Consider the following 20,516-nt stretch of genomic DNA (forward strand, 5'->3'; position numbering starts at 1 on the left):
TCTTACTTATTTTTTTAATTAAAAAGGATTACAGAAATGTCTCATAAAACAATTAGCAGCCTCGTCGCTGTATTTGGTCTATTGGTTTCACCATGGACTCTCGCGGCAATTAAGGAATATCACCTGAATATTAATGAACAACAGGTGAATATTACGGGTCAACCGCTAAAGCGAATTACAGTAAATGGTAAGTTTACAGCACCACTCCTTGAGTTTGAGGAAGGAGATGAGGCTGTGATTCATGTTCATAATCAATTAAAGAATCAAGATACCTCTTTACACTGGCATGGGTTGTTACTACCAGGGTTAATGGATGGCGTACCGGGTTTCAATGGTTTTAAAGGAATCGCGCCAAACGGAGATTTTGTTTACCGCTTTAAGGTGAAACAAAACGGCACTTATTGGTATCACGCCCATAGTAAAGGCCAAGAGCAGGATGGTTTATATGGCCCGCTCGTGATTTATCCAAAAGGGAAAATACCTGTAGCTGCACATGAAAAAACTGATCGTGATTATGTGGTGATGCTTTCAGATTTTCATAATTCTTCTAGCGATAGCATTATGAAGAATTTGAAAAAATCTGCTGAGTATTATCAAAACCGCCGTGAAACCGTATCTGATGTTTTGAAGCAAGTTAAAACACAAGGCTTAAAAGCAACTTGGCAAGATCGTTCGATGTGGAATCAGATGCGGATGTTAAAAACCGACATGTCTGATGTGACGGGTTATACTTTCTTAGTTAATGGCAAGACACCACAGCAAAACTGGACAGGTAATTTTAAAGCTGGAGATAAGGTTCGATTGCGATTTATTAACGCATCGGCAATGTCATTTTTTGATGTCAGAATTCCAAATTTGAAAATGACAGTTGTAAGTGCAGATGGGCAGCCAGTCAAACCTGTTGCAATTGACGAGTTTCGTATTGGCACAGCCGAAACCTACGATGTGATTGTAGAACCTAAACAGCCAAATTATCAGATTGAAGCAGAGTCTATTGACCGAAGTGGTTTCGCTATCGGTACTTTGCACAATGAAAATACTCAAGCGGTCGGTCCAATTAAAATGCCAAAGCCACGTCCGCGTTCTTTATTGACCATGGATGATATGGGGATGAGTCATGGCAATGGAGCAAGTGATGAACATGCTAGCCATCAAATGAACATACAACATGACATGTCAGCTATGCCTGAAATGAAAAAAGAAGAGAGCCAGACTAATCATGATCATACGATGATGAACATGGATCATGACATGAAAAATATGTCATCTGAAGAACATGATCATTCTATGATGCAAATGAAGCACGACATGTCAGCGATGCCTGAAATGAAACATGATATGCAGGCAATGTCGTCTAGCGAGCATGACCACGCTATGATGAATATGAAGCATGAGATGCCTGCGCAATCTGACAATAAAACTAAAAAGGATGAGCCCGTTTATGGCTGGGCAAATGCTTCGACACCAGAGGGTATGAAAGCGCTGCAATATAGTGATTTGCAATCTTTAACTCCTCAGCCAGACACACGTGCGCCAGAACGAGAGCTTGTTATTCGTTTAGGCGGCAACATGGAGCGTTATATCTGGACCATTAATGGCAAGAAATTTAGCGAAGCTGAGCCATTGCAAGTTAAGTATGGCGAACGTATTCGCTTGAAGTTCGTGAATGACAGCATGATGGCTCATCCAATGCATTTACATGGCATGTTCATGCAATTGGAAAATGGTCAGCAAGCTGAAAACTTGCCAAATAAACACACCGTTATTGTTCCACCAGGAAAGACAGTTACTGCGTTATTAACAGCCGATGCCTTAGGAGAATGGGCGATTCATTGCCATCTGCTTTATCACATGAGTGCAGGGATGATGAATAAGTTGATTGTGGCTCAAGTGAATGATGGAACAGTAGATGCATCTCAAGCACCTGTTCAATCTGAAAATGAAAAAGGAGCGAGTCATGCGCATCACTAAGTTATTTTCTCAAATGATATGTTGCGGTGTTTTCTCTGGTGTATCGGTTCTTGCTTTTGCCCAAGAACCCTTAACGCATGATCATTTACGCGAACATGGTGGACAGATCTATCAGGCAACAAAAATTGATACTGGCTGGACTCAAAATGAGGAGGGAGAAGGCAGTTTTTCTTCTGAATTAGAAAGTTGGGTGGGAACTGATGAAAATAAATTGTTCATTAAAGCCCATGTTGAAAAAGCTGAGTCAGAAGATGCCAATTATGGCGGTTCAGTACTTTATAGTCGAAATGTAGCTGACTATTGGGATGTACAGGCCGGTGTAAACTACGAACGTTTGCAACGAGAAGATGAAAAGCAAGATCGTTGGGCTGGTGTTGTGGGTTTACATGGCATGGCACCTTACTTTTTTGAAACCGATGCATATCTTTATGCAGGTGAAGACCAGTTATGGAAGCTAAGTTTAGAAACGGAAAGAGACTTACTCTTTACCCAAAAGCTAATTGGTAAACCTTATTTAAAAGCAGATGTTGTTTTGCAAGATGAATCTCACTATGCAAGTAAAACAGGTTTATCAAGTTTACAAGCTGGTTTTCAGACCCGTTATGAAATCAGCAAAAAGGTCATGCCATTTGTTGATGTGGGTTACGGCTATGAAAAAGGTTTAAAACAAACGGCTTGGCAAACTGGAACCGACTCTGAACATGGTTGGTATTATGGAGCAGGGTTAACACTTAAGTTCTAATTGCCGAACAAAAATTAAGCTTAATGACATGCCATTGGTTTATACTGATGGCATTGTTTTTTGTGTCAGTTATGGTGCACAGATGGCTTTAGAAAAACAAGAGAATCAAATACATTTAAATAAAACCAGCTCTAGTTGCGGGTGCTCAAGCATGTCGTCTCAGGAGTATTCTACACCTAGTGAAGCTGTGCCAAGTAAGAGCCAATGGGTGAGTTATTATCATATTCCTCACATGGATTGTGCAGCTGAAGAGCAAATGGTACGGATGGCTTTGACCTCTTACGCTGACGATATTCAAGAGCTTCATTTTGACTTACCAGCTCGGCATTTGGCGATTTATCACAGTGTTCAAGCTGAAAAGATCACCCAAAGCCTGCAACGTTTAGGACTAGGGGCGGAATTACAACAAACGCAGCCACATTATGAACCTGTTGAAAAACCTAAAAAGGTTCTAGCTAGCTCTTCAACCAATGCAGCACAAAAGCAAGTTTTACAATGGTTATTACTCATTAATGGCGTCATGTTTGTCATTGAGTTTATGGCAGGTATTATTGCTTCATCGACAGGATTAATCGCTGATTCACTCGATATGTTTGCCGATGCTGCAATTTATGGCATTGCTTTATTTGTGGTGGGTAAAAATCTAAATGCGCAATTAAAGGCTGCCCATCTTTCAGGATGGTTTCAGTTTGGCTTAGCCATGATTGTGTTAATTGATGTGTTGCGCCGTTTTATTTACGGCAGTGAACCCGTTTCAATTCTCATGATTTTAATTGGTGGATTAGCGCTTGCAGCCAATATTAGTTGCCTTTATTTAATGAGAGACCATAAAGAGAGCGGGGCACATATGAAGGCGAGTTATATCTTTTCTGCAAATGATGTCATCGTAAACTTGGGTGTCATTGTCGCGGGAATATTAGTTGCCATTACAGGTTCTCCTTATCCTGATTTAATGATTGGATTAATTATTGTCTTGTTTGTTTTAAATGGCGCACGAAAAATTTTACAGTTAAAAAATGAATAAGATTTTCTAAGACAGGTAAGCTTTAGATAGGGTTTGCCTTCATTTTTTATTTTAAAGTAAACTGAGTCCTCACATAAAGGAGGAACGACCTCCCCCATATTGGGTAATCATGTCGGGACGACCTGACACTATAAAAATTAGTGAATATTATGGCTTGGGCTATTTTAATTTTAGCAGGTGTATTTGAAATCATTTGGGCATATTCTATGAAAATGTCTGAAGGTTTTACACGTTTAACCCCTAGTGTTATTACCGTAGTTTTTATGATTTTGAGTGTAGTTCTGCTTTCAATATCAATGAAAACTTTACCCCTTGGTACTGCTTATACGGTTTGGACAGGCATTGGTGCAATTGGATCATTTTTAGTGGGTATATTTTTTCTTAATGAACCTATTGGTGCGATGAGAATGATTGCCGCTGTACTGATTGTATCGGGACTGGTTCTAATGAAAATTTCGTCTCCATCTTAAAAGGATAAAGTATGTTGCTGTCTTATAAGTATATCAATTCGCCTGTTGGACAATTAAAACTAGTTGCGAATGAAAATGCTTTGGTAGCAGTACTTTGGGACAATGAAAATCCAAAACGTGTTCGACTGGCAGAGCTGGTCGAACAAACTGAGCATCCAGTTTTATTAAAAACTGAACAACAATTAAAAGAATATTTTGAAGGCAAGCGCCGTGAATTTACATTGCCATTAGATTTTGAAGGTACAGCATTTCAAAAACAGGTGTGGGCGGCATTACTCAGCATTCCCTATGGTGAAACAAGAAGTTATAAAGAGATTGCTGTTCAAATTGGCAATGAAAAAGCCGTGCGTGCAGTAGGTGCTGCCAATGGTAAAAACCCGATTTCAATTATTGCACCTTGTCACCGAGTCATTGGGGCAGGCGGTGCCTTGGTCGGTTTTGCTGGTGGTCTTGATAAGAAAGATATTTTATTAAAACTAGAGCAACAATGAGCCGTTTTTGCGCTCGATTTTTTTAGACTTTTCTACTAAGCTGTCCACTATGATATTTCATGAAGAAAGTGCTTCATGGCATCGCTTTTTTTGAAATATTGATCTTATTCAACAAACTTTGGATGTTCTAAAAATGGCTGTCGGTGACGTAACAATGCCACAAATGCATGTGGTAAAAGGTGTAAAAATTGGCTCAACAGAAGCATATGTACGTTACCAAAACCGACGAGATTTAGTCATTTTTGAGTTTGCAGAAGGTTCAAATGTTGCTGGTGTATTTACTCAAAATGCATTTTGTGCAGCGCCTGTTCATGTTTCTAAAGCTCATCTTGCCGAAGGTAATCCTCGTTATTTAGTGATTAATACAGGTAATGCCAATGCAGGAACTGGACCTACGGGTTTGAAAAATGCTCAAGATACTTGTGCAAAATTGGCGGAGATTGCTGGGGTAAACAGCTTTGAAGTCCTTCCGTTTTCTACGGGGGTGATTGGTGAGCAGCTTCCGATGGAACGTTTACTTGCTGGTCTTCAGCCTGCATTAAATAGTGTACAAGAAGCGGCTTGGAATGATGCTGCATCTGGCATTATGACCACAGACACAGTACCTAAAGGTGCATCTGAACAATTTGAACTTGATGGTATGACTTATACCATGACAGGTATTAGTAAAGGCGCCGGAATGATCCGCCCGAACATGGCAACCATGTTGAGCTTTGTGGCAACAGACGCACCTATTCGCCGTGATTTAGTACAAAAGCTATTAAAGACCACGGTTGAGCATTCATTTAACCGTATTACGATTGATGGCGATACCTCAACAAATGACTCTTGTATTTTTGTAGCAACAGGTCAGGCGGGTGGCGCTGAAATTACATCAGAGAGCGATGTACGCTACACTAAAGTGTTAGAAGTTCTTGCTCGTGTAATGAATCGTTTAGCACAGTTAATTGTGCGTGATGGTGAAGGTGCGACGAAATTTATTACTGTTGCTGTAGAAGGCGGCGCAAATACTCAAGAATGTTGTGACATTGCTTATAGTATTGCGCATTCACCACTGGTCAAAACTGCACTTTTTGCATCGGACCCGAACTGGGGACGTATTTTAGCTGCGATTGGCTATGCAGGAGTTAAAGACTTAGATGTGTCTAAAATTCAAGTATGGTTAGATGACGTACAAATCTGTAAAGACGGCGGCGCAGCTGAGGACTATACCGAAGAAGCGGGCGCGCGCGTTATGGCTCAAACCGAAATTACCATTCGTGTTGATTTAGGACGTGGTCAAGCCAAAGACACGGTATATACCTGTGACTTATCTTACGACTATGTCAAAATTAATGCTGATTACCGTTCTTAAATATCAGTTATAATCAAGCCTCCACAAAGAGGCTTTTTTATTAGCCCCAACTTTTGATATTAAATGATTCAATCCGTAAATCATTTAAGCAGTAACGTTATATGCGAGCAGGTATGCCAGCATGAAGGATAGAGAAGACGTTTTATGAGTGATGCGACTTTAATTGCCAACGATGCAAAAAACATTGTACAAGCGCATTTAGACCGTTTAGGTGAGCCAAAAGACAATCGCTTAAGTGAAGAAGCAAAACAACAAAAGTTTGCACAGATCGAAGCAGAGCTCAAAAAACGTGATGCTGTCCTTGTTGCTCATTACTATTGCGACCCTGAAGTACAGGAGCTTGCCGAAAAAACAGGTGGATGCGTTTCTGACTCTTTAGAAATGGCCCGTTTCGGACGAGATCATGCTGCCTCAACACTAGTTGTTGCTGGGGTCAAATTTATGGGAGAAACAGCAAAAATTCTGTCTCCTGAAAAAACAATTTTAATGCCGACACTTGAGGCAACCTGTTCACTCGATTTGGGCTGTCCAGTTGACGAGTTCACAGCATTTTGTGATCAGCACCCTGACCACACCGTAGTTGTGTATGCCAATACATCGGCTGCTGTTAAAGCACGTGCAGATTGGGTGGTGACTTCAAGCTGTGCTGTAGAAATTGTTGAACACCTAGATAGCTTAGGCGAAAAAATTATTTGGGCACCAGATCAGCACTTAGGTCGCTATATTCAAAAGAAAACCGGTGCAGATATGTTGCTTTGGGATGGCGCATGTATTGTGCATGAAGAATTCCGTGCACGTGGCATTGCCAACATGAAAGCACTGTATCCAGACGCTGCGGTATTGGTACATCCGGAGTCGCCTGAGTCGGTTGTAGAAATTGCAGATGCGGTAGGTAGTACTTCTCAACTGATTAAAGCTGCGCAGACTCTGCCAAATGAAAGACTCATTGTGGCAACAGACCGTGGTATTTTCTACAAAATGCAGCAAGCGGTACCGAATAAGATTTTAGTTGAAGCGCCAACAGCAGGTGAGGGAGCAACTTGTCGTTCATGTGCTCACTGTCCATGGATGGCAATGAATGAACTCGATGGAATTTTAGAAGTTTTACAAAAAGGTGATCAGGAAATACACGTTGATCCAGCACTTGCTGAACGTGCCAAAATGCCTTTAGATCGAATGTTAGCCTTTAGTGCATCGTTAAAGCGTTAAAAAACCTCAAAATGCTTGTTAAATATACATTTGATAAGGATTTTTAACTTTTTTTGAGAATAGGTGTTGACGTCTGAGGGCGTCGCGCCTAGAATGCACACCGTACCGCACGATGTGCGATACAGTAAAAGCTGAGATAGATCGGAGCATAGCACAGCCTGGTAGTGCACCTGGTTTGGGACCAGGGGGTCGTAGGTTCGAATCCTACTGCTCCGACCACTTAAAATAATATTTTAAGATCGGCGAAGTATCGCATGATAAGCATCATCGGTTAAGCGCCTGTAGCTCAGTTGGATAGAGCATCCGCCTTCTAAGCGGATGGTCACAGGTTCGAATCCTGTCAGGCGCGCCACTCGGTAGCTTGGTACATAGAACTATTTGATGGTGGATGTAGCTCAGTTGGTAGAGCCCTGGATTGTGATTCCAGTTGTCGCGGGTTCGAATCCCGTCATTCACCCCAATTTCGGAGCATAGCACAGCCTGGTAGTGCACCTGGTTTGGGACCAGGGGGTCGTAGGTTCGAATCCTACTGCTCCGACCATATTTAAAAGCGTTAAAGCTTTAAAAAATATCCCAAAGATTAAAAAGAATTTCTTCTTGTCGTATCGATAGAAGGAATTTTTTTGTTTTCTAGTTCGAAATTTTAATTCAATCGTACTCCAATATTTGAACGTGTTTATATAAGCCGTCTCTGTTCTCTGTTCTCTGTTCTCTGTTCTCTGTTCTCTGTTCTCTGTTCTCTGTTATTGATATTTCTGTCTTAACTCATCTTTTTCTTGATCTGATAGAAATGCGATTTTCAGGCCGTTTTCTTGAGCTGTATAAATTTGCTCAGGGCTTAAACCTGCTAATGGAGCGGCACTTAAATATTCATGTTGTATCTCAATGCCTTCTACCGCAGGGTCATCTGTATTAATGGTGGCAAGTACACCATGTTCTAAAAAAGTCTTTAATGGGTGTTTTGCTAGTGAGGGTACTGTATTGGTTTGAATATTTGAAGTGAGACAAGATTCAATACCAATCTCATGTTTAGCCAAGTAATCTAAAAGTTTTAAATCTTGAACTGCTTTAACACCATGCCCAATTCGCTCAGCACCTAATTCTTCAATCGCTTGCCAAATACTTTCTGGGCCGGCAGCTTCACCTGCATGTACCGTAATGTGCCAACCTGCATCACGTGCTTTTTTAAAGTGTTCAATGAATAAATTGCCCGGAAAACCAAGCTCATCTCCAGCGAGATCCAACGCTTTAATATCATTTTTATGGGTGAGTAGAGCATTTAACTCTTTTTCGCAGGCTTCTTGACCAAAAGTACGGCTCATAATCCCAATTAAATTCGCTTTTACCCCGTAAGCTTGACTGCCCTCTTTCACACCAGCAATAACTGCTTCAACAACACCTTCAAGGGGGAGTTGATGTGTCATTCCCATATAACCCGGTGAAAAACGCAGCTCTACATAGTCTAGCCCTTGCTGTGCTGCATCTTGCATATTTTCAAAAGCAATACGTTTACAGGCATCTAAACTCGCTAATACTTTTACGCCCCAATCGAGCTTGGATAAGAAACTTAATAAGTCAGGTTGGTTATCCATCACTTGTACGTGTGGTCGTAACGTTTCAATGTCGTAGGCGGGTAAATCTAAATGGTATTGTTGCCCCAGTTCTAAAATGGTTTGAATGCGGATGTTGCCATCAAGATGACGGTGTATATCTGTAAGGGGGAGTGTTTTTGTAATCATAGACTTCTTCTTATCTATTGCTATTAATTCATCATGCCTGTTTAGGACTGCTGATAAAAGTTTGGATTTGCTATGTTTTTGTGAAAAGCGTTGAATTGAGTTTTTTGAACTTACTATATTTGTATAAGTTTTAATTTTGATGACATTGTTCTGGCCTAAGAAGATAACGCAGTCTGTGTAAGATACAAACACTAAGATTTTTACTGTTTTTAATTTCGCTGAGCCTGTTTTTGTTGACTCTTCAATAGTGGTTTGGCTAAAGAATGGTCATTGGTATTTTGCCTTTTAGTTGTAAAGATGAATAAAGGCTTGCTAAAGATCAAACCGATAAAGCGATTAATTTATCTGTAGAAATCTATTTCTGGCAAGTAAATGAAAAAGAAGAAATAGGAAGCGCTCAAATGAAGTCGGTACTTTGTCATCAAGCAAAATTGCAAGTCGTAGACCAACCGAAATTAACGCCTGCAAAAGGGCAGGTTTTGTTAGAAGTGGTACGATGTGGGATTTGTGGCTCTGATTTACATATGCAGCATCATTGCGATCACATGCATGATCTGGCTGCACGTGTCGGGTTTCATGGTTTAGCCAAGTCTACAGATCCGTTTGTACTAGGACATGAGTTCTGTGGCAAGGTTTTAGACTACGGTCCAAAAACACGTCATAAATTTAAAGCAGATACACTTGTTTGTGCAATGCCGCTTTTAAATGTAGATCAGCATGGTTATTTGTCTACTGGGCTTTCCCCAAATGCTTCGGGTGGTTATGCCGAGCAAGTACTAGCTCAATCAAGTTTGATGTTTGAAGTACCCAACGGTCTAGATGCAGATAGTGCTGCCATGACTGAACCTATGGCGGTTGCATTGCATGCGGTTCGCCGCAGCCGTGTGAAAACCAGTGAACCTGCTATTGTGATTGGCTGTGGTCCCGTCGGGCTAGGTGTCATATTAATGCTTAAAGCAGCTGGGGTTAAAACTGTAGTTGCCAGCGACTTTTCACCAAACCGCCGTAAGCTTGCCGAGCAATGTGGTGCGGATATTGTGGTAGACCCTAAAGAGACATCGCCATTTGCCAACTGGAAAGAGTTTGGTTTGCTTGGCAATGTATCAGATGCGATTAATATGGGTATGGGGCTGTTTGATAAGTTGCAAGCGACACGCTTACCTTGGTGGCATGGATGGCGCATGCTTGATAAATTAGGTGCTCTGCCAAAACGTCCTGTTATTTTTGAGTGTGTGGGTGTACCGGGTGTTTTACAGCAAATTATTGAAGGTGCACCTTTGTTTTCCCGAATTGTTGGGGTGGGGGTATGCATGCAAAGTGACAAAATAGAACCCGCACTTGCAATTAATAAAGAGTTAGAAATTCAATTTGTGTTGGGATATACACCGCTTGAGTTTAGAGATGCGCTGCACATGATTGCAGAAGGTAAAGTGAACTGTTCACCGCTCATTACCGGTGTTGTTGGCTTAGAAGGTGTTACGAGTGCATTTGAAGCATTACGTGACCCTGAACAGCATGCCAAAATCTTGATTGATCCGAAGCGTAGTGGTTCAAATATTCAATTGATGAGTCATTAACTCAAAGTCATTTATGCTCAACTAAAAGGTTGTGATCTCATCAATCACAATCTTTTTTTTATGAGTATAGTTCGTCATATTGGGCATAAATAAAAGCTACTAAGCTAATTTGTATTGCTCTTTAGTTGTTCTAGTTCTTGGTAAATCCACTCAACAAATTTTTGAATGGTCGGTGAGATGTCTTGGCTTGAGTGAATGAGATAGTACTTTCGGCTGCCTTTTAGTTTTTTATTGGAAACAATCACCAGTTCTTTTTTTTGTAATTCAGATTCAATCAGCATTTGCGGAATTAGAGCCATTCCCATGTCATGACTGGCGGCAACCGCAAGCATTGAAAATAACTCATGGCGTTGTCCATCAAAAGGTTTAGGGTGCTGCATTTGATGGGTGAGAAACCATTCTTGCCAAATGCTAGGCCGAGTGGTTTGTTGTAGGAGCGGGATTTTTAGTAAATCCTCGCAGCTTAGATCATAGATATTTTCATTGATCATTACTGCATCTGGAAAATACTTCTCGATCAGTCTTGGTGAGCAAACAGGTACAATTTCTTCATCCATTAAATAGTGTGCTTGTATGCCAGGCCAGTGGTCAATTTGCTGCTGAGTACCTGCAAAAATAGCTGCGTCAAAAATATTGTCGTTAAATAAAAAAGGCTTGGTACTGGTTTCTAAGTGAACAGTAATTTCAGGGTGTTTTTGATTTAAAAAATGGAGCTTGGGTAACAGCCAACGCGTTGCAAAGGTAGGAACTACACCTAACTTTAATGTTCCACCTAAACCTTTATGAGAAATCACATCGGCTGTACATTTTTCTAAACCTAATAAGTAAGGCTTAATACTTTTAAAATACTGCTGACCTGCAATGGTCAGCTCGACGCCATGCCGAGTACGTATAAAGAGTTCAACACCCAAGAAATCTTCTAACTGCTGAATTTGGCGAGAGACTGCGCTTTGGGTAATGCATAACTCTTGCGCAGCATAGGTATAACTTAGATGTTTTGCTGCACTTTCAAAGCAAATCAGGCCCTGAATAGACGGGATGCTTCTTCGCATAGATAAATCCTTTTATTTGTCGTCATATTTCGAAAAAGCATATGACTTAAATGCAGATATCAAAGTTTAGTATAAAAATAAGCCATTTTTAATGAAATACAACGAATTAAATATCTAAATTTAACGCGTCATATTTTAGATATGCGTAAGTCGCATATCTGCATGAACATTTATCGTTTGATTACTGCATTTTTCACGCATAACATCGAGTTAAATAAAGAAGATCAAATCAAGCAGAGGATGCGATGAATCACATGGTGACAACAAAAAAAGCAAAAGTTCAATTTAACTGGCAAGATCCTTTTTTAATTGAGCAACAGCTTACCGAAGATGAGCGCATGATTCGTGATGCGGCTCATGCCTATTGCCAAGAACGTTTGCAACCGCGTGTACTTGAACAATTCCGTCATGAAAAAACAGATCCATCTATTTTCCGTGAAATGGGAGAGCTTGGTTTACTTGGTCCAACCATTCCTGAGCAATATGGCGGCGCGGGTTTGAACTATGTGAGTTATGGCTTGGTTGCGCGTGAAATTGAATATGTGGATTCAGGCTACCGCTCTATGGCGAGCGTGCAAAGCTCATTGGTGATGGTCCCAATTAATGAATTTGGTACAGAAGAACAAAAGCAAAAGTACTTACCTAAACTTGCCACTGGTGAATACATTGGTTGTTTTGGTTTGACTGAACCAGACTATGGTTCAGACCCGGGTAGTATGATTACCCGTGCTAAAAAAGTTGACGGTGGTTACCGTTTAAGTGGCGCAAAAATGTGGATTACCAACAGTCCGATTGCCGATGTATTTGTCGTCTGGGCAAAAGAAGTTTCTGCTGAAGGCAATGTGGGTGATATTCGCGGCTTCATTTTAGAAAAAGGCTGGGAAGGTCTATCTGCACCTGCTATTCATGGCAAGGTCGGTCTACGTGCATCGATTACAGGTGAAATTGTCATGGATAACGTTTTTGTACCTGAAGAGAATGCGTTCCCTGAAATTCGCGGTTTAAAAGGCCCATTTACCTGTTTGAACAGTGCCCGTTATGGTATTGCATGGGGCGCGATGGGAGCTGCTGAATTCTGTTGGCATACTGCACATCAATACACCATGGACCGCAAACAATTTGGCCGTCCGTTGGCTGCAAATCAGTTGATTCAAAAGAAACTGGCAGATATGCAAACTGAAATTGCATTAGGTTTACAAGTAGCTTTACGTTTTGGTCGTATGAAAGATGAAGGCATTGCATCAGTTGAAGGCACGTCTCTCATTAAGCGTAACAACTGTGGGAAAGCGCTTGATATTGCTCGCATGGCACGTGACATGATGGGTGGAAACGGTATTAGTGACGAGTTTGGTGTGGCACGTCATTTGGTCAATCTTGAAGTCGTAAATACCTATGAAGGTACACATGATGTTCATGCCTTAATTTTAGGTCGTGCACAAACAGGTATCGCAGCATTTAGTAACTAACTCATTAATTTTTAAAAGATAGAGGTGTTCTTTCGGGAGCACCTTTAGGGATTTTTACGCAAAAATTTATGGAAAATGACAAGATTCATCGTAAGGATACTCATGTAAAGATGTGCCTCTGTGTACTTAAAACTAAATGTAAGATGATGAAAAGTATAGAAGATTAAGTCATACAGAAAACATAAGTAGGCTACCGATGACTCATTTGGGAAAATGAGGAACTAAAGATGAACAATGACGTTCAAGTAATATCGAAAGAGTTAAGAAATACATTTCCAAGCAATCTTGGAACATACGAAAGGATTGGACCTCATACATGGAAATGGGCGTTGTTATTTGCCTATTTTGCGATGGTGGTCGATGGCATTGATATTATGCTGCTGTCTTATAGCTTGACCAGTTTAAAGGCAGAGTTTGGTTTAAGTACCTTTCAAGCAGGAGCCTTAGGTAGTGCTTCTTTGGCTGGGATGGGTATTGGTGGTATTTTGGGTGGTTGGGCATGTGACAAGTTTGGCCGTGTAAGAACCATTGCTAACTCAGTTACCTTCTTTTCGGTAGCGACCTGCTTATTAGGCTTTACGCAAAGCTTCGAGCAATTTATGGCTTTACGTTTTATTGGTGCTTTGGGTATTGGAGCACTCTATATGGCCTGTAATACTCTTATGGCTGAATATGTGCCAACTACTTACCGTACAACAGTATTGGGTACGCTACAGACGGGGCAAACGGTAGGTTATATTGCTGCGACGCTATTAGCTGGCGCGATTATTCCAGATCATGGCTGGCGTGTTTTATTCTTCCTGACTGTAGTACCTGCTTTCGTTAATATTTTCCTACAACGATTTGTACCAGAGCCAAAATCTTGGCAGCTCACCAAAATTGAAAGCTTACAAGGTAACAGACAACCTAAAGAAATGGTCGTGGCTGAAAAGCCGAAAAGTGGCAGTATTTATAAGCAAATCTTTAATAACTTTAAACACCGTAAAATGTTTTTGTTGTGGATGACCACAGCATTCTTCTTGCAGTTCGGCTATTACGGCATTAACAACTGGATGCCAAGTTATTTAGAAACAGAAGTGCATATGAACTTTAAAAACTTAACCAGTTATATGGTGGGTTCATATACCGCAATGATTCTAGGCAAAATTTTAGCAGGTTATCTTGCTGATAAATTTAACCGTCGTGCTGTTTTTGTGTTTGGCACAATTGCCAGCGCCGTGTTCTTACCAATCATTATTTTCTTCAATACCCCTGACAATATTTTGTATTTATTAATCACTTTTGGCTTCTTATATGGCATTCCATACGGTGTGAACGCGACTTATATGGCTGAAAGTTTTTCAACCGATGTACGCGGAACAGCCATTGGCGGTGCCTATAACATTGGTCGTGTTGGGGCAGCGATTGCACCAGCCACCATTGGTTTCTTGGCATCGGGCGGTACGTTTACCATGGCCTTTATTGTGATGGGCGCTGCGTATTTTGTTGCGGGTGTATTGCCGGGCTTATTTATTAAAGATCGTCAGTACGATCCGCAAAAACAATCATAAACAATGACAGGGAGGTGCTTTGAGCACCTTCTAAAAAGATAAGGGTATCGTTATGGGTGCATTACAAGGAATTCGGGTTTTAGATTTAAGTCGTGTGCTTGCAGGGCCTTGGTGCGGACAGATCTTGGCAGACCTTGGCGCGGAAGTCATTAAAATTGAACGCCCTCGAGTCGGTGATGACACCCGCATGTGGGGGCCACCATGGATGCCCGATCAAGATGGAAACATGACTCGTGAATCTGGCTATTTTCAGTGTACCAACCGCAATAAATATTCGGTTGCAGTGGACATTACCACATCAGAAGGTCAGGCTTTAATTTATGAAATTGCCAAGACTGCCGACGTGGTAATTGAAAATTATAAGACAGGGTCTTTGGCTAAATATGGCTTGGACTATGCGTCATTAAGTGAGCTGAACCCGAACATTGTGTATTGCTCGATTACCGGCTTTGGACAAGATGGCCCACGTGCAGAAGAACCCGGCTATGATTTTATTATTCAGGGTATGTCTGGCTTAATGAGCATTACTGGCGAGCCTGATGATGTGGCAGGCGGTGGTGCGCAAAAGGTTGGTGTGGCTGTGGTAGATATTCAAACGGGTTTGTATTCAACCATAGCGATTCAAGCGGCCTTGATTGCACGCTCACACACGGGACGCGGTCAGTATATTGATATGTCACTCCTTGATGTACAGGTCGCGGCACTGGCAAATCAGGGAATGAACTATTTAGCTTCGGGTAAAGCCCCACAGCGCATGGGCAATCAACACCCAAGTATTGTGCCGTATCAAACTTTTAAGGCTAAAGATAAAGAATTTATTATTGCTTGCGGTAACGACAAACAGTTTAAAGATTTGTGTGTTGCGATTGGTTATCCAGAGTTACTCGAAAATGAAAAGTTTGTGCGTAATCAGGACCGCGTCAAATATCGAGATGAACTGATTCCTTTATTGTCCGAGCACTTTTTAGAGAAAACTGCCAAAGAATGGGTCGACATGATTCATGCGCTTAAAGTTCCCGTAGGTGTCATCAACTCTATTGAAGATGCTTTGGCTGAACCACAAATCGTGCATCGCAATTTGGTGGTCAATATTCCTCATCGTTTAAATGAAAATTTTCAAACGATTGGCTCACCCATCAAGTTGTCTGATACTCCAGTTGAATATCATCATGCACCGCCAGAGCTAGGTGAACATACCGCTCAAATCTTATCGAGATTTAAAACGGCAGAAGAGCTGGCTACGTTAAAAGAGAAGGGCATTATTGATGGAAAAATTGCTTAAGCTGTTACTTTTTTAATGTGATTCAATTTAAATAAAAACTGTGATTTGCAATAAATCACAGTTTTTTTATTAAAAAGTAAGAGCTTTAATATTTAAAAATAAGCGGCAGTTCTGGTCTGAAATCATGAATTATTCCTTGAGGCTCATGATCAAAACTAATTTCCATTAAATGCTCCGATCCATCAGTGACTTCAAAATCATCAAGCGTATTGAACAGTAACGAAGTAGGGTGCTGTTCAAGGTTTGGAATAGAAACTTTAATCGCGGTGATTTCTGATAAATCTTTGCTATGCACAAGTGGCTGTTGTTTTTCTTTTGCGGCAAGGTCTGGTCGTGAAGCGAATGAAAGGAAGAACCACATTGGTTCAGATACCACAGAATCTTTGGCAATATTTACTTGTAAGCTGGCTGGTAAATAGCTTGGCTTGTAAACCCAATTAGGAAATTTTGCACCGTTATCATCTTTATTTTTAGGGCGAAAACAAATACCAAAAGGGGACGCGATATTATTTTGAGTACTTAGTCGTTCAAAAAGCAGAGTCGGTTTTGTGAGATCACTTGAGGCTTCTTCGGGGTTATTTAAAAAGATTAATTCGATAAAGCTATTTTTAAAGAAAAAGCGTCTGTTTTCTGTACCTTGACCCGGATGCTTATTGGATGAACCTTCTGTTAGACCGAATTTTTTTAAAGTTTCAGCTTCGGGAGCGCCTGATTGTACACAAATAAAAATATGGTCCACTTCCATTTTAAGTTCTCATACTAATGTTGATGAATATTAAATAATTGATTAATAGAATTTTTCATGTTTATCGCAAGTGTTTCATCGAAACCATCGACTAAAAAGCGGCTAATTAATCCTTCAATCACCGTATAGATCAGCTCAGATAAAGCTTCACCATTCGGTATATTGCAGTTTTGCGCAATCAATACTTTAATCCATTGTTTATGGGCTTTAGAAATAGAAATAATGTCTTGATCATCTTGGTTAGATTCAGCGACCGCTCTTACAAATAAACAGCCCTTAAAAAAATCTTGTCTAAACCAATTAGTGTGCCAATCCAGAATTTTATTGATGGCTTCTAATCCTGTTGCATCTCCAACATAGCCTAAAAGGCTTTGCTTAAACCGTTCATCACGTGCAACGAGTACAGACTTAACCAGTTGATTTTTATTTTTATAGTACGTGTACATCGTAGTTTTAGAGCAGCCAGATTCATCGCGAATCAGGTCAACGCCAACCCCGACAAAACTATTTTCATTAAATAGTTTCTCGGCTGTATCTAATATTTTTAAGGCAGATTTTGACATGTGTCTTTTCCAAAAAATAAAATAGTACAGATCTGTACTATTTGAAATTTTATCTATATGCTTTTTAAAAAGCAAATTTTTGTTTGAGGAAAAAACCATGTTCTCGATCTTTTATGGCAAAGAAAAACTGGCTCCATCACCCACTAAAATTGATGTTTTAAGAAGCCTTGTTGGGGGTACTCTTAGTATTTTTATACTTCTATGGTTGAGTAAGCTCACACATAATATTTTTATCATGGCGCCATTTGGTGCGACCTGTGTGTTGCTCTATACCGTGTCGCAGTCACCTTTGGCACAGCCGAGAAATATTATATTTGGGCATCTTATTTCGGCTTTTGTGGGATTGTTTTTTCTAAAATTTGTCGGTGTTTCTATTTTTACAATTGCTTTATCAGTAGGTTGTGCAATTGCGCTCATGCAAGTGTTTAAATGCATTCATCCACCTGCTGGAGCCAATCCTTTGGTTATTTTACTTACCGCAAGCAGCATACATTATGAGTGGAGCTTTTTGATTTTCCCTGTTTTGGTGGGCGCCGTGTCTTTAGTTTTGGTAGCGATGCTGATTAATAACATTAAAGCGAGTACCAAGTGGCCGATGTATGGCTTGGGAATTTTAAATAGTAAAAAGTAGGCGATGTATGAAATATTTTGAGCTTAAAATAATGAAAGTATTCACTACCTCAAGATAGTGAATACTTTTGAATGAAATTATGACTTTTTAGAAATACGTTCTTCGATGGCAAATTTGAGTAAAGAAGCACTGCGGTAAAAACCATGTGCGAACTTTCCAAATGGCATAGTAATGAAGAATGTCATGACTGTAGCTAAATGGAAAATCAGTAAAAGTGCCATGTAAGGGGTATTGCGAAATGCCATGAGTGCTAACCCTGAAGCGCTAACGATAAGTAGAAGGAAGATAAAGCCTCGATCTACAGGTTTTTGCTCACGGTCACCATGCAACGGATGACGTTTAAGATTTAAATAGAGCAGGCCAGATGGTCCGACAACTAAGCCAATTCCACCCAAAGTTCCTAAAATAACAGGCAAGCTAAAGATAGGGTAAGGCGCATGTAGGTTAAGGAAATAGTGATATAAAGTCGCTACGCCTGTGGCTGCAAAGCAAAGCATAAAGCCATAAAAAGTCAGGTGATGGAACACGCGGCGGATTTGAGTGTAACGATCATCTTGTTCATTACAGCCTTTGCCATGTCCACCATCTAAATATTTAAGTGTTAATACATTTTGAGAGGCTTGAATAAGGTCTGGTTTTTCAACTTTGCCATGAATAACTTTAGAGGTCTGTCTCCAAAATTTACTAATCCCAATGCCGAGCAGAACAATAGCAACTGTAAAGGTTGCTCCAAACAGTAGCGCTAAAAAGTTATGCGGGAAAATCGCATAGAAATTACCTTGATAGCCTGCAAACAGGTCAGTGCCTTTGTACCAGACCACAGCTAACATGCATAAAAAGAAAATGAGTGATAACGCTGAAACAAAAGGAATGCCCACCGATTTATAAAGTCGGCCTAGCGGTTGAGGGGTTGCAAACTCTTGGTAAGTTTCCAAGCGTACTTGCGCCATCGCTTTTGGAATATTTACCCCAAACTCATGCGGCGGGGCATATTGGCAAGCGTGTAAACATGCACCACAGTTATGACAGAGATTTGCTAGGTAATGAATATCGGCTTGATTAAACTCAAGACGCTTGGTCATCGCCGCAAATACAGCACAAAAAGATTCACAGTAGCGACAAGCATTACAAATTTGTAAGGCTCTTTGAACTTCCTGCTCATGGTCAGAGAGCTGAACAACTGGAATTAGGGCTTTAGTACTAGCATTCATGTTCAACTCCTTGTGAAAGTGCATAGTGGGCTGCATTTTTTCCGGCAATTCGCCCAAATGTCGTGCCAATCGACATGCCAACGCCTGCGGTATAACCCTGACCGAGTACGTTACCTGCCATCATTTCACCTGCGACAAATAGGTTGCGGCTTGGCTTATTGCTAAAACGCACAGCAGCATCGTCTTCGACTTTTAAGCCTAAATAGGTAAAGGTAATGCCGGGTTTAAGCGCATAGGCATAGAACGGCGGGCGATCGAGAGGAACGGCCCAATGGGTTTTGTTGGGAACAATATTTTGGGTAGTGCAGTCATCTAAAACGGTATGGTTAAAGGTGCCTTGTACGCAGGCTTGATTAAATTCTTCTACGGTGTGACAGAAAGTTTTTACATCTAGCCCAATTTTTTCGGCCAGTTCTTGAATGCTATTTGCTTTTACACCCGCAAACACAGGTGGCATAAAGCGCCCAATGGCTTTTGAGTCGATAATAGAATAGGCAATTTGCTGAGGTTGTTTGGCAACAAGGCGGCCCCAAATCGCATAACGTTTTGGCCAGAAGTCTTCGCCTTCATCGTAAAAACGTTCGGCTTTGTTATTGACCACAATACCCAAAGAAACGCAGTCAATACGGGTGCAGATGCCGCCGTCGTATAACGGTGCTCGTGCATCTACAGCGACACAATGCGATTGTGATGGATCACCAATAATATCGGCACCTTGATCTATCATAAATTTGAGTAAGTTGCCTTGATTAAAGCGGGTTCCACGAATAATGAAATTATCGGCAGGCCATTCGCCGTTTTCATTTTGTCCCCATGCTTCTCTTAACCATTCCAAATTTGACTCAAAACCACCTGCGGCCAGTACACAGCTTTTCGCCTTAAACACACGGCCATCTTCCGCAATTGCAGCTTCAAAATGTCCTTGGTTTAACTTTAGATCTTTAATTTTTGTGTTGTATAAAATCTCAATGCCAAGCTCTTGGGCACTACGGTAATACGCATTAATGAGAGCTTTACCACCACCCATAAAAAAGGCATTGGTACGTGCAACATGCAAAGCACCCGATAGCGGTGGCTGAAAATTCACGCCATGTTTACGCATCCAGTCACGACAGGTCGCCGTGCTACGAATAACGAGACGAGCTAAGTGCTCATTGGTTTTGCCCGCAGTGACTTTAAGTAGGTCTTGCCAATATTCTTCTTCTGGGTAGGCATCGACTAATACATCTTGAGGTGCATCATGCATGCAACGGAGGTTACGAGTGTGTTGTGAGTTACCACCACGCCATTCTTTAGGTGCTGCTTCTATGACGAGCACAGACGCACCACTTTCTTTTGCCGTGAGCGCGGCACACAGTGCGGCATTTCCACCACCAATTACAATCACATCATGCATGGATTTCTCCCTTTCTCAGCTAAGGCTAATGTAGCTTTAAAAG

Annotated in this window: 18 protein-coding genes and 4 tRNA genes; 16 read left to right on the forward strand and 6 right to left on the reverse strand. The window is 41.0% G+C overall.

The window, feature by feature from the left end:
* Positions 1–36: 36 nt before the first annotated feature.
* The 11 genes from ACS125_RS07395 (at position 37) to ACS125_RS07445 (ending at position 7,802) form a co-directional block, all read left to right on the forward strand.
* Complete coding sequence (locus tag ACS125_RS07395) at positions 37–1,971, forward strand: copper resistance system multicopper oxidase (RefSeq protein ID WP_443271307.1); 1,935 nt, start codon at positions 37–39, stop codon at positions 1,969–1,971.
* Positions 1,958–2,713: a copper resistance protein B gene (locus ACS125_RS07400; RefSeq protein WP_217484067.1), complete on the forward strand. Its 756-nt coding sequence runs from the start codon at positions 1,958–1,960 to the stop codon at positions 2,711–2,713. Before ACS125_RS07395 ends, ACS125_RS07400 begins: the two co-directional genes overlap by 14 nt.
* A gap of 28 nt (positions 2,714–2,741) precedes the next feature.
* Entirely contained in the window at positions 2,742–3,737 is a 996-nt protein-coding gene (locus ACS125_RS07405) for a cation transporter (protein WP_174740559.1), read from the forward strand.
* 149 nt (positions 3,738–3,886) lie between these two features.
* Entirely contained in the window at positions 3,887–4,207 is a 321-nt protein-coding gene (locus tag ACS125_RS07410; protein ID WP_002050323.1) for a DMT family transporter, read from the forward strand.
* Between the two features lie 11 nt (positions 4,208–4,218).
* Positions 4,219–4,698, forward strand: coding sequence for a methylated-DNA--[protein]-cysteine S-methyltransferase (locus ACS125_RS07415; RefSeq protein WP_174758919.1), 480 nt, complete (start codon positions 4,219–4,221; stop codon positions 4,696–4,698).
* A 133-nt stretch (positions 4,699–4,831) separates the two neighbouring features.
* Complete coding sequence (argJ, locus tag ACS125_RS07420; protein WP_443271311.1) at positions 4,832–6,052, forward strand: bifunctional glutamate N-acetyltransferase/amino-acid acetyltransferase ArgJ; 1,221 nt, start codon at positions 4,832–4,834, stop codon at positions 6,050–6,052.
* Between the two features lie 144 nt (positions 6,053–6,196).
* On the forward strand, positions 6,197–7,261 hold the full coding sequence (nadA, locus tag ACS125_RS07425) for a quinolinate synthase NadA (protein ID WP_002115913.1): 1,065 nt from the start codon (positions 6,197–6,199) through the stop codon (positions 7,259–7,261).
* A 142-nt stretch (positions 7,262–7,403) separates the two neighbouring features.
* Positions 7,404–7,480: transfer RNA gene (locus ACS125_RS07430), tRNA-Pro, on the forward strand.
* A 56-nt stretch (positions 7,481–7,536) separates the two neighbouring features.
* Positions 7,537–7,613 (forward strand) — tRNA-Arg (locus ACS125_RS07435).
* A gap of 32 nt (positions 7,614–7,645) precedes the next feature.
* Positions 7,646–7,721 (forward strand) — tRNA-His (locus tag ACS125_RS07440).
* A gap of 4 nt (positions 7,722–7,725) precedes the next feature.
* A tRNA-Pro gene (locus tag ACS125_RS07445) sits at positions 7,726–7,802 on the forward strand.
* Between the two features lie 202 nt (positions 7,803–8,004).
* Here ACS125_RS07445 and add read toward each other — a convergent pair.
* A complete protein-coding gene (gene add, locus ACS125_RS07450; RefSeq protein ID WP_174731533.1) occupies positions 8,005–9,000 on the reverse strand; it encodes an adenosine deaminase in 996 nt (331 codons plus the stop codon).
* Positions 9,001–9,401: 401 nt separating this feature from the next.
* On the opposite strand from add, the gene ACS125_RS07455 reads away from it, so the two are divergent.
* Positions 9,402–10,577, forward strand: a complete 1,176-nt coding sequence (locus ACS125_RS07455; protein WP_443271314.1) for a zinc-binding dehydrogenase — start codon at positions 9,402–9,404, stop codon at positions 10,575–10,577.
* Positions 10,578–10,681: 104 nt separating this feature from the next.
* On the opposite strand, the gene ACS125_RS07460 is transcribed toward ACS125_RS07455, so the two are convergent.
* Positions 10,682–11,629, reverse strand: a complete 948-nt coding sequence (locus ACS125_RS07460) for a LysR substrate-binding domain-containing protein (protein WP_238612649.1) — start codon at positions 11,627–11,629, stop codon at positions 10,682–10,684.
* 245 nt (positions 11,630–11,874) lie between these two features.
* Between ACS125_RS07460 and ACS125_RS07465 the strand changes: the two genes are divergently transcribed.
* From ACS125_RS07465 to ACS125_RS07475, 3 genes are all read left to right on the forward strand, one after another.
* On the forward strand, positions 11,875–13,095 hold the full coding sequence (locus ACS125_RS07465) for an acyl-CoA dehydrogenase (RefSeq protein WP_443271316.1): 1,221 nt from the start codon (positions 11,875–11,877) through the stop codon (positions 13,093–13,095).
* A 227-nt stretch (positions 13,096–13,322) separates the two neighbouring features.
* Complete coding sequence (locus tag ACS125_RS07470; RefSeq protein WP_348889089.1) at positions 13,323–14,645, forward strand: MFS transporter; 1,323 nt, start codon at positions 13,323–13,325, stop codon at positions 14,643–14,645.
* A gap of 52 nt (positions 14,646–14,697) precedes the next feature.
* A complete protein-coding gene (locus ACS125_RS07475) occupies positions 14,698–15,927 on the forward strand; it encodes a CaiB/BaiF CoA transferase family protein (protein WP_443271319.1) in 1,230 nt (409 codons plus the stop codon).
* Between the two features lie 85 nt (positions 15,928–16,012).
* On the opposite strand, the gene ACS125_RS07480 is transcribed toward ACS125_RS07475, so the two are convergent.
* Positions 16,013–16,672, reverse strand: a complete 660-nt coding sequence (locus tag ACS125_RS07480) for a VOC family protein (RefSeq protein WP_443271321.1) — start codon at positions 16,670–16,672, stop codon at positions 16,013–16,015.
* A gap of 14 nt (positions 16,673–16,686) precedes the next feature.
* Positions 16,687–17,235, reverse strand: a complete 549-nt coding sequence (locus ACS125_RS07485; RefSeq protein ID WP_032048087.1) for a TetR/AcrR family transcriptional regulator — start codon at positions 17,233–17,235, stop codon at positions 16,687–16,689.
* Positions 17,236–17,332: 97 nt separating this feature from the next.
* On the opposite strand from ACS125_RS07485, the gene ACS125_RS07490 reads away from it, so the two are divergent.
* On the forward strand, positions 17,333–17,866 hold the full coding sequence (locus ACS125_RS07490; RefSeq protein ID WP_443271323.1) for an HPP family protein: 534 nt from the start codon (positions 17,333–17,335) through the stop codon (positions 17,864–17,866).
* A 77-nt stretch (positions 17,867–17,943) separates the two neighbouring features.
* Here ACS125_RS07490 and tcuB read toward each other — a convergent pair whose 3' ends face one another.
* Both tcuB and tcuA read right to left on the reverse strand, forming a co-directional pair.
* Complete coding sequence (gene tcuB, locus ACS125_RS07495; protein WP_443271325.1) at positions 17,944–19,077, reverse strand: tricarballylate utilization 4Fe-4S protein TcuB; 1,134 nt, start codon at positions 19,075–19,077, stop codon at positions 17,944–17,946.
* Positions 19,067–20,473: an FAD-dependent tricarballylate dehydrogenase TcuA gene (gene tcuA / locus ACS125_RS07500; RefSeq protein ID WP_443271327.1), complete on the reverse strand. Its 1,407-nt coding sequence runs from the start codon at positions 20,471–20,473 to the stop codon at positions 19,067–19,069. Before tcuA ends, tcuB begins: the two co-directional genes overlap by 11 nt.
* Between the last annotated feature and the right edge of the window lie 43 nt (positions 20,474–20,516).

The sequence above is a fragment of the Acinetobacter sp. PFS20 genome, assembly GCF_052261015.1.
GTDB lineage: Bacteria > Pseudomonadota > Gammaproteobacteria > Pseudomonadales > Moraxellaceae > Acinetobacter.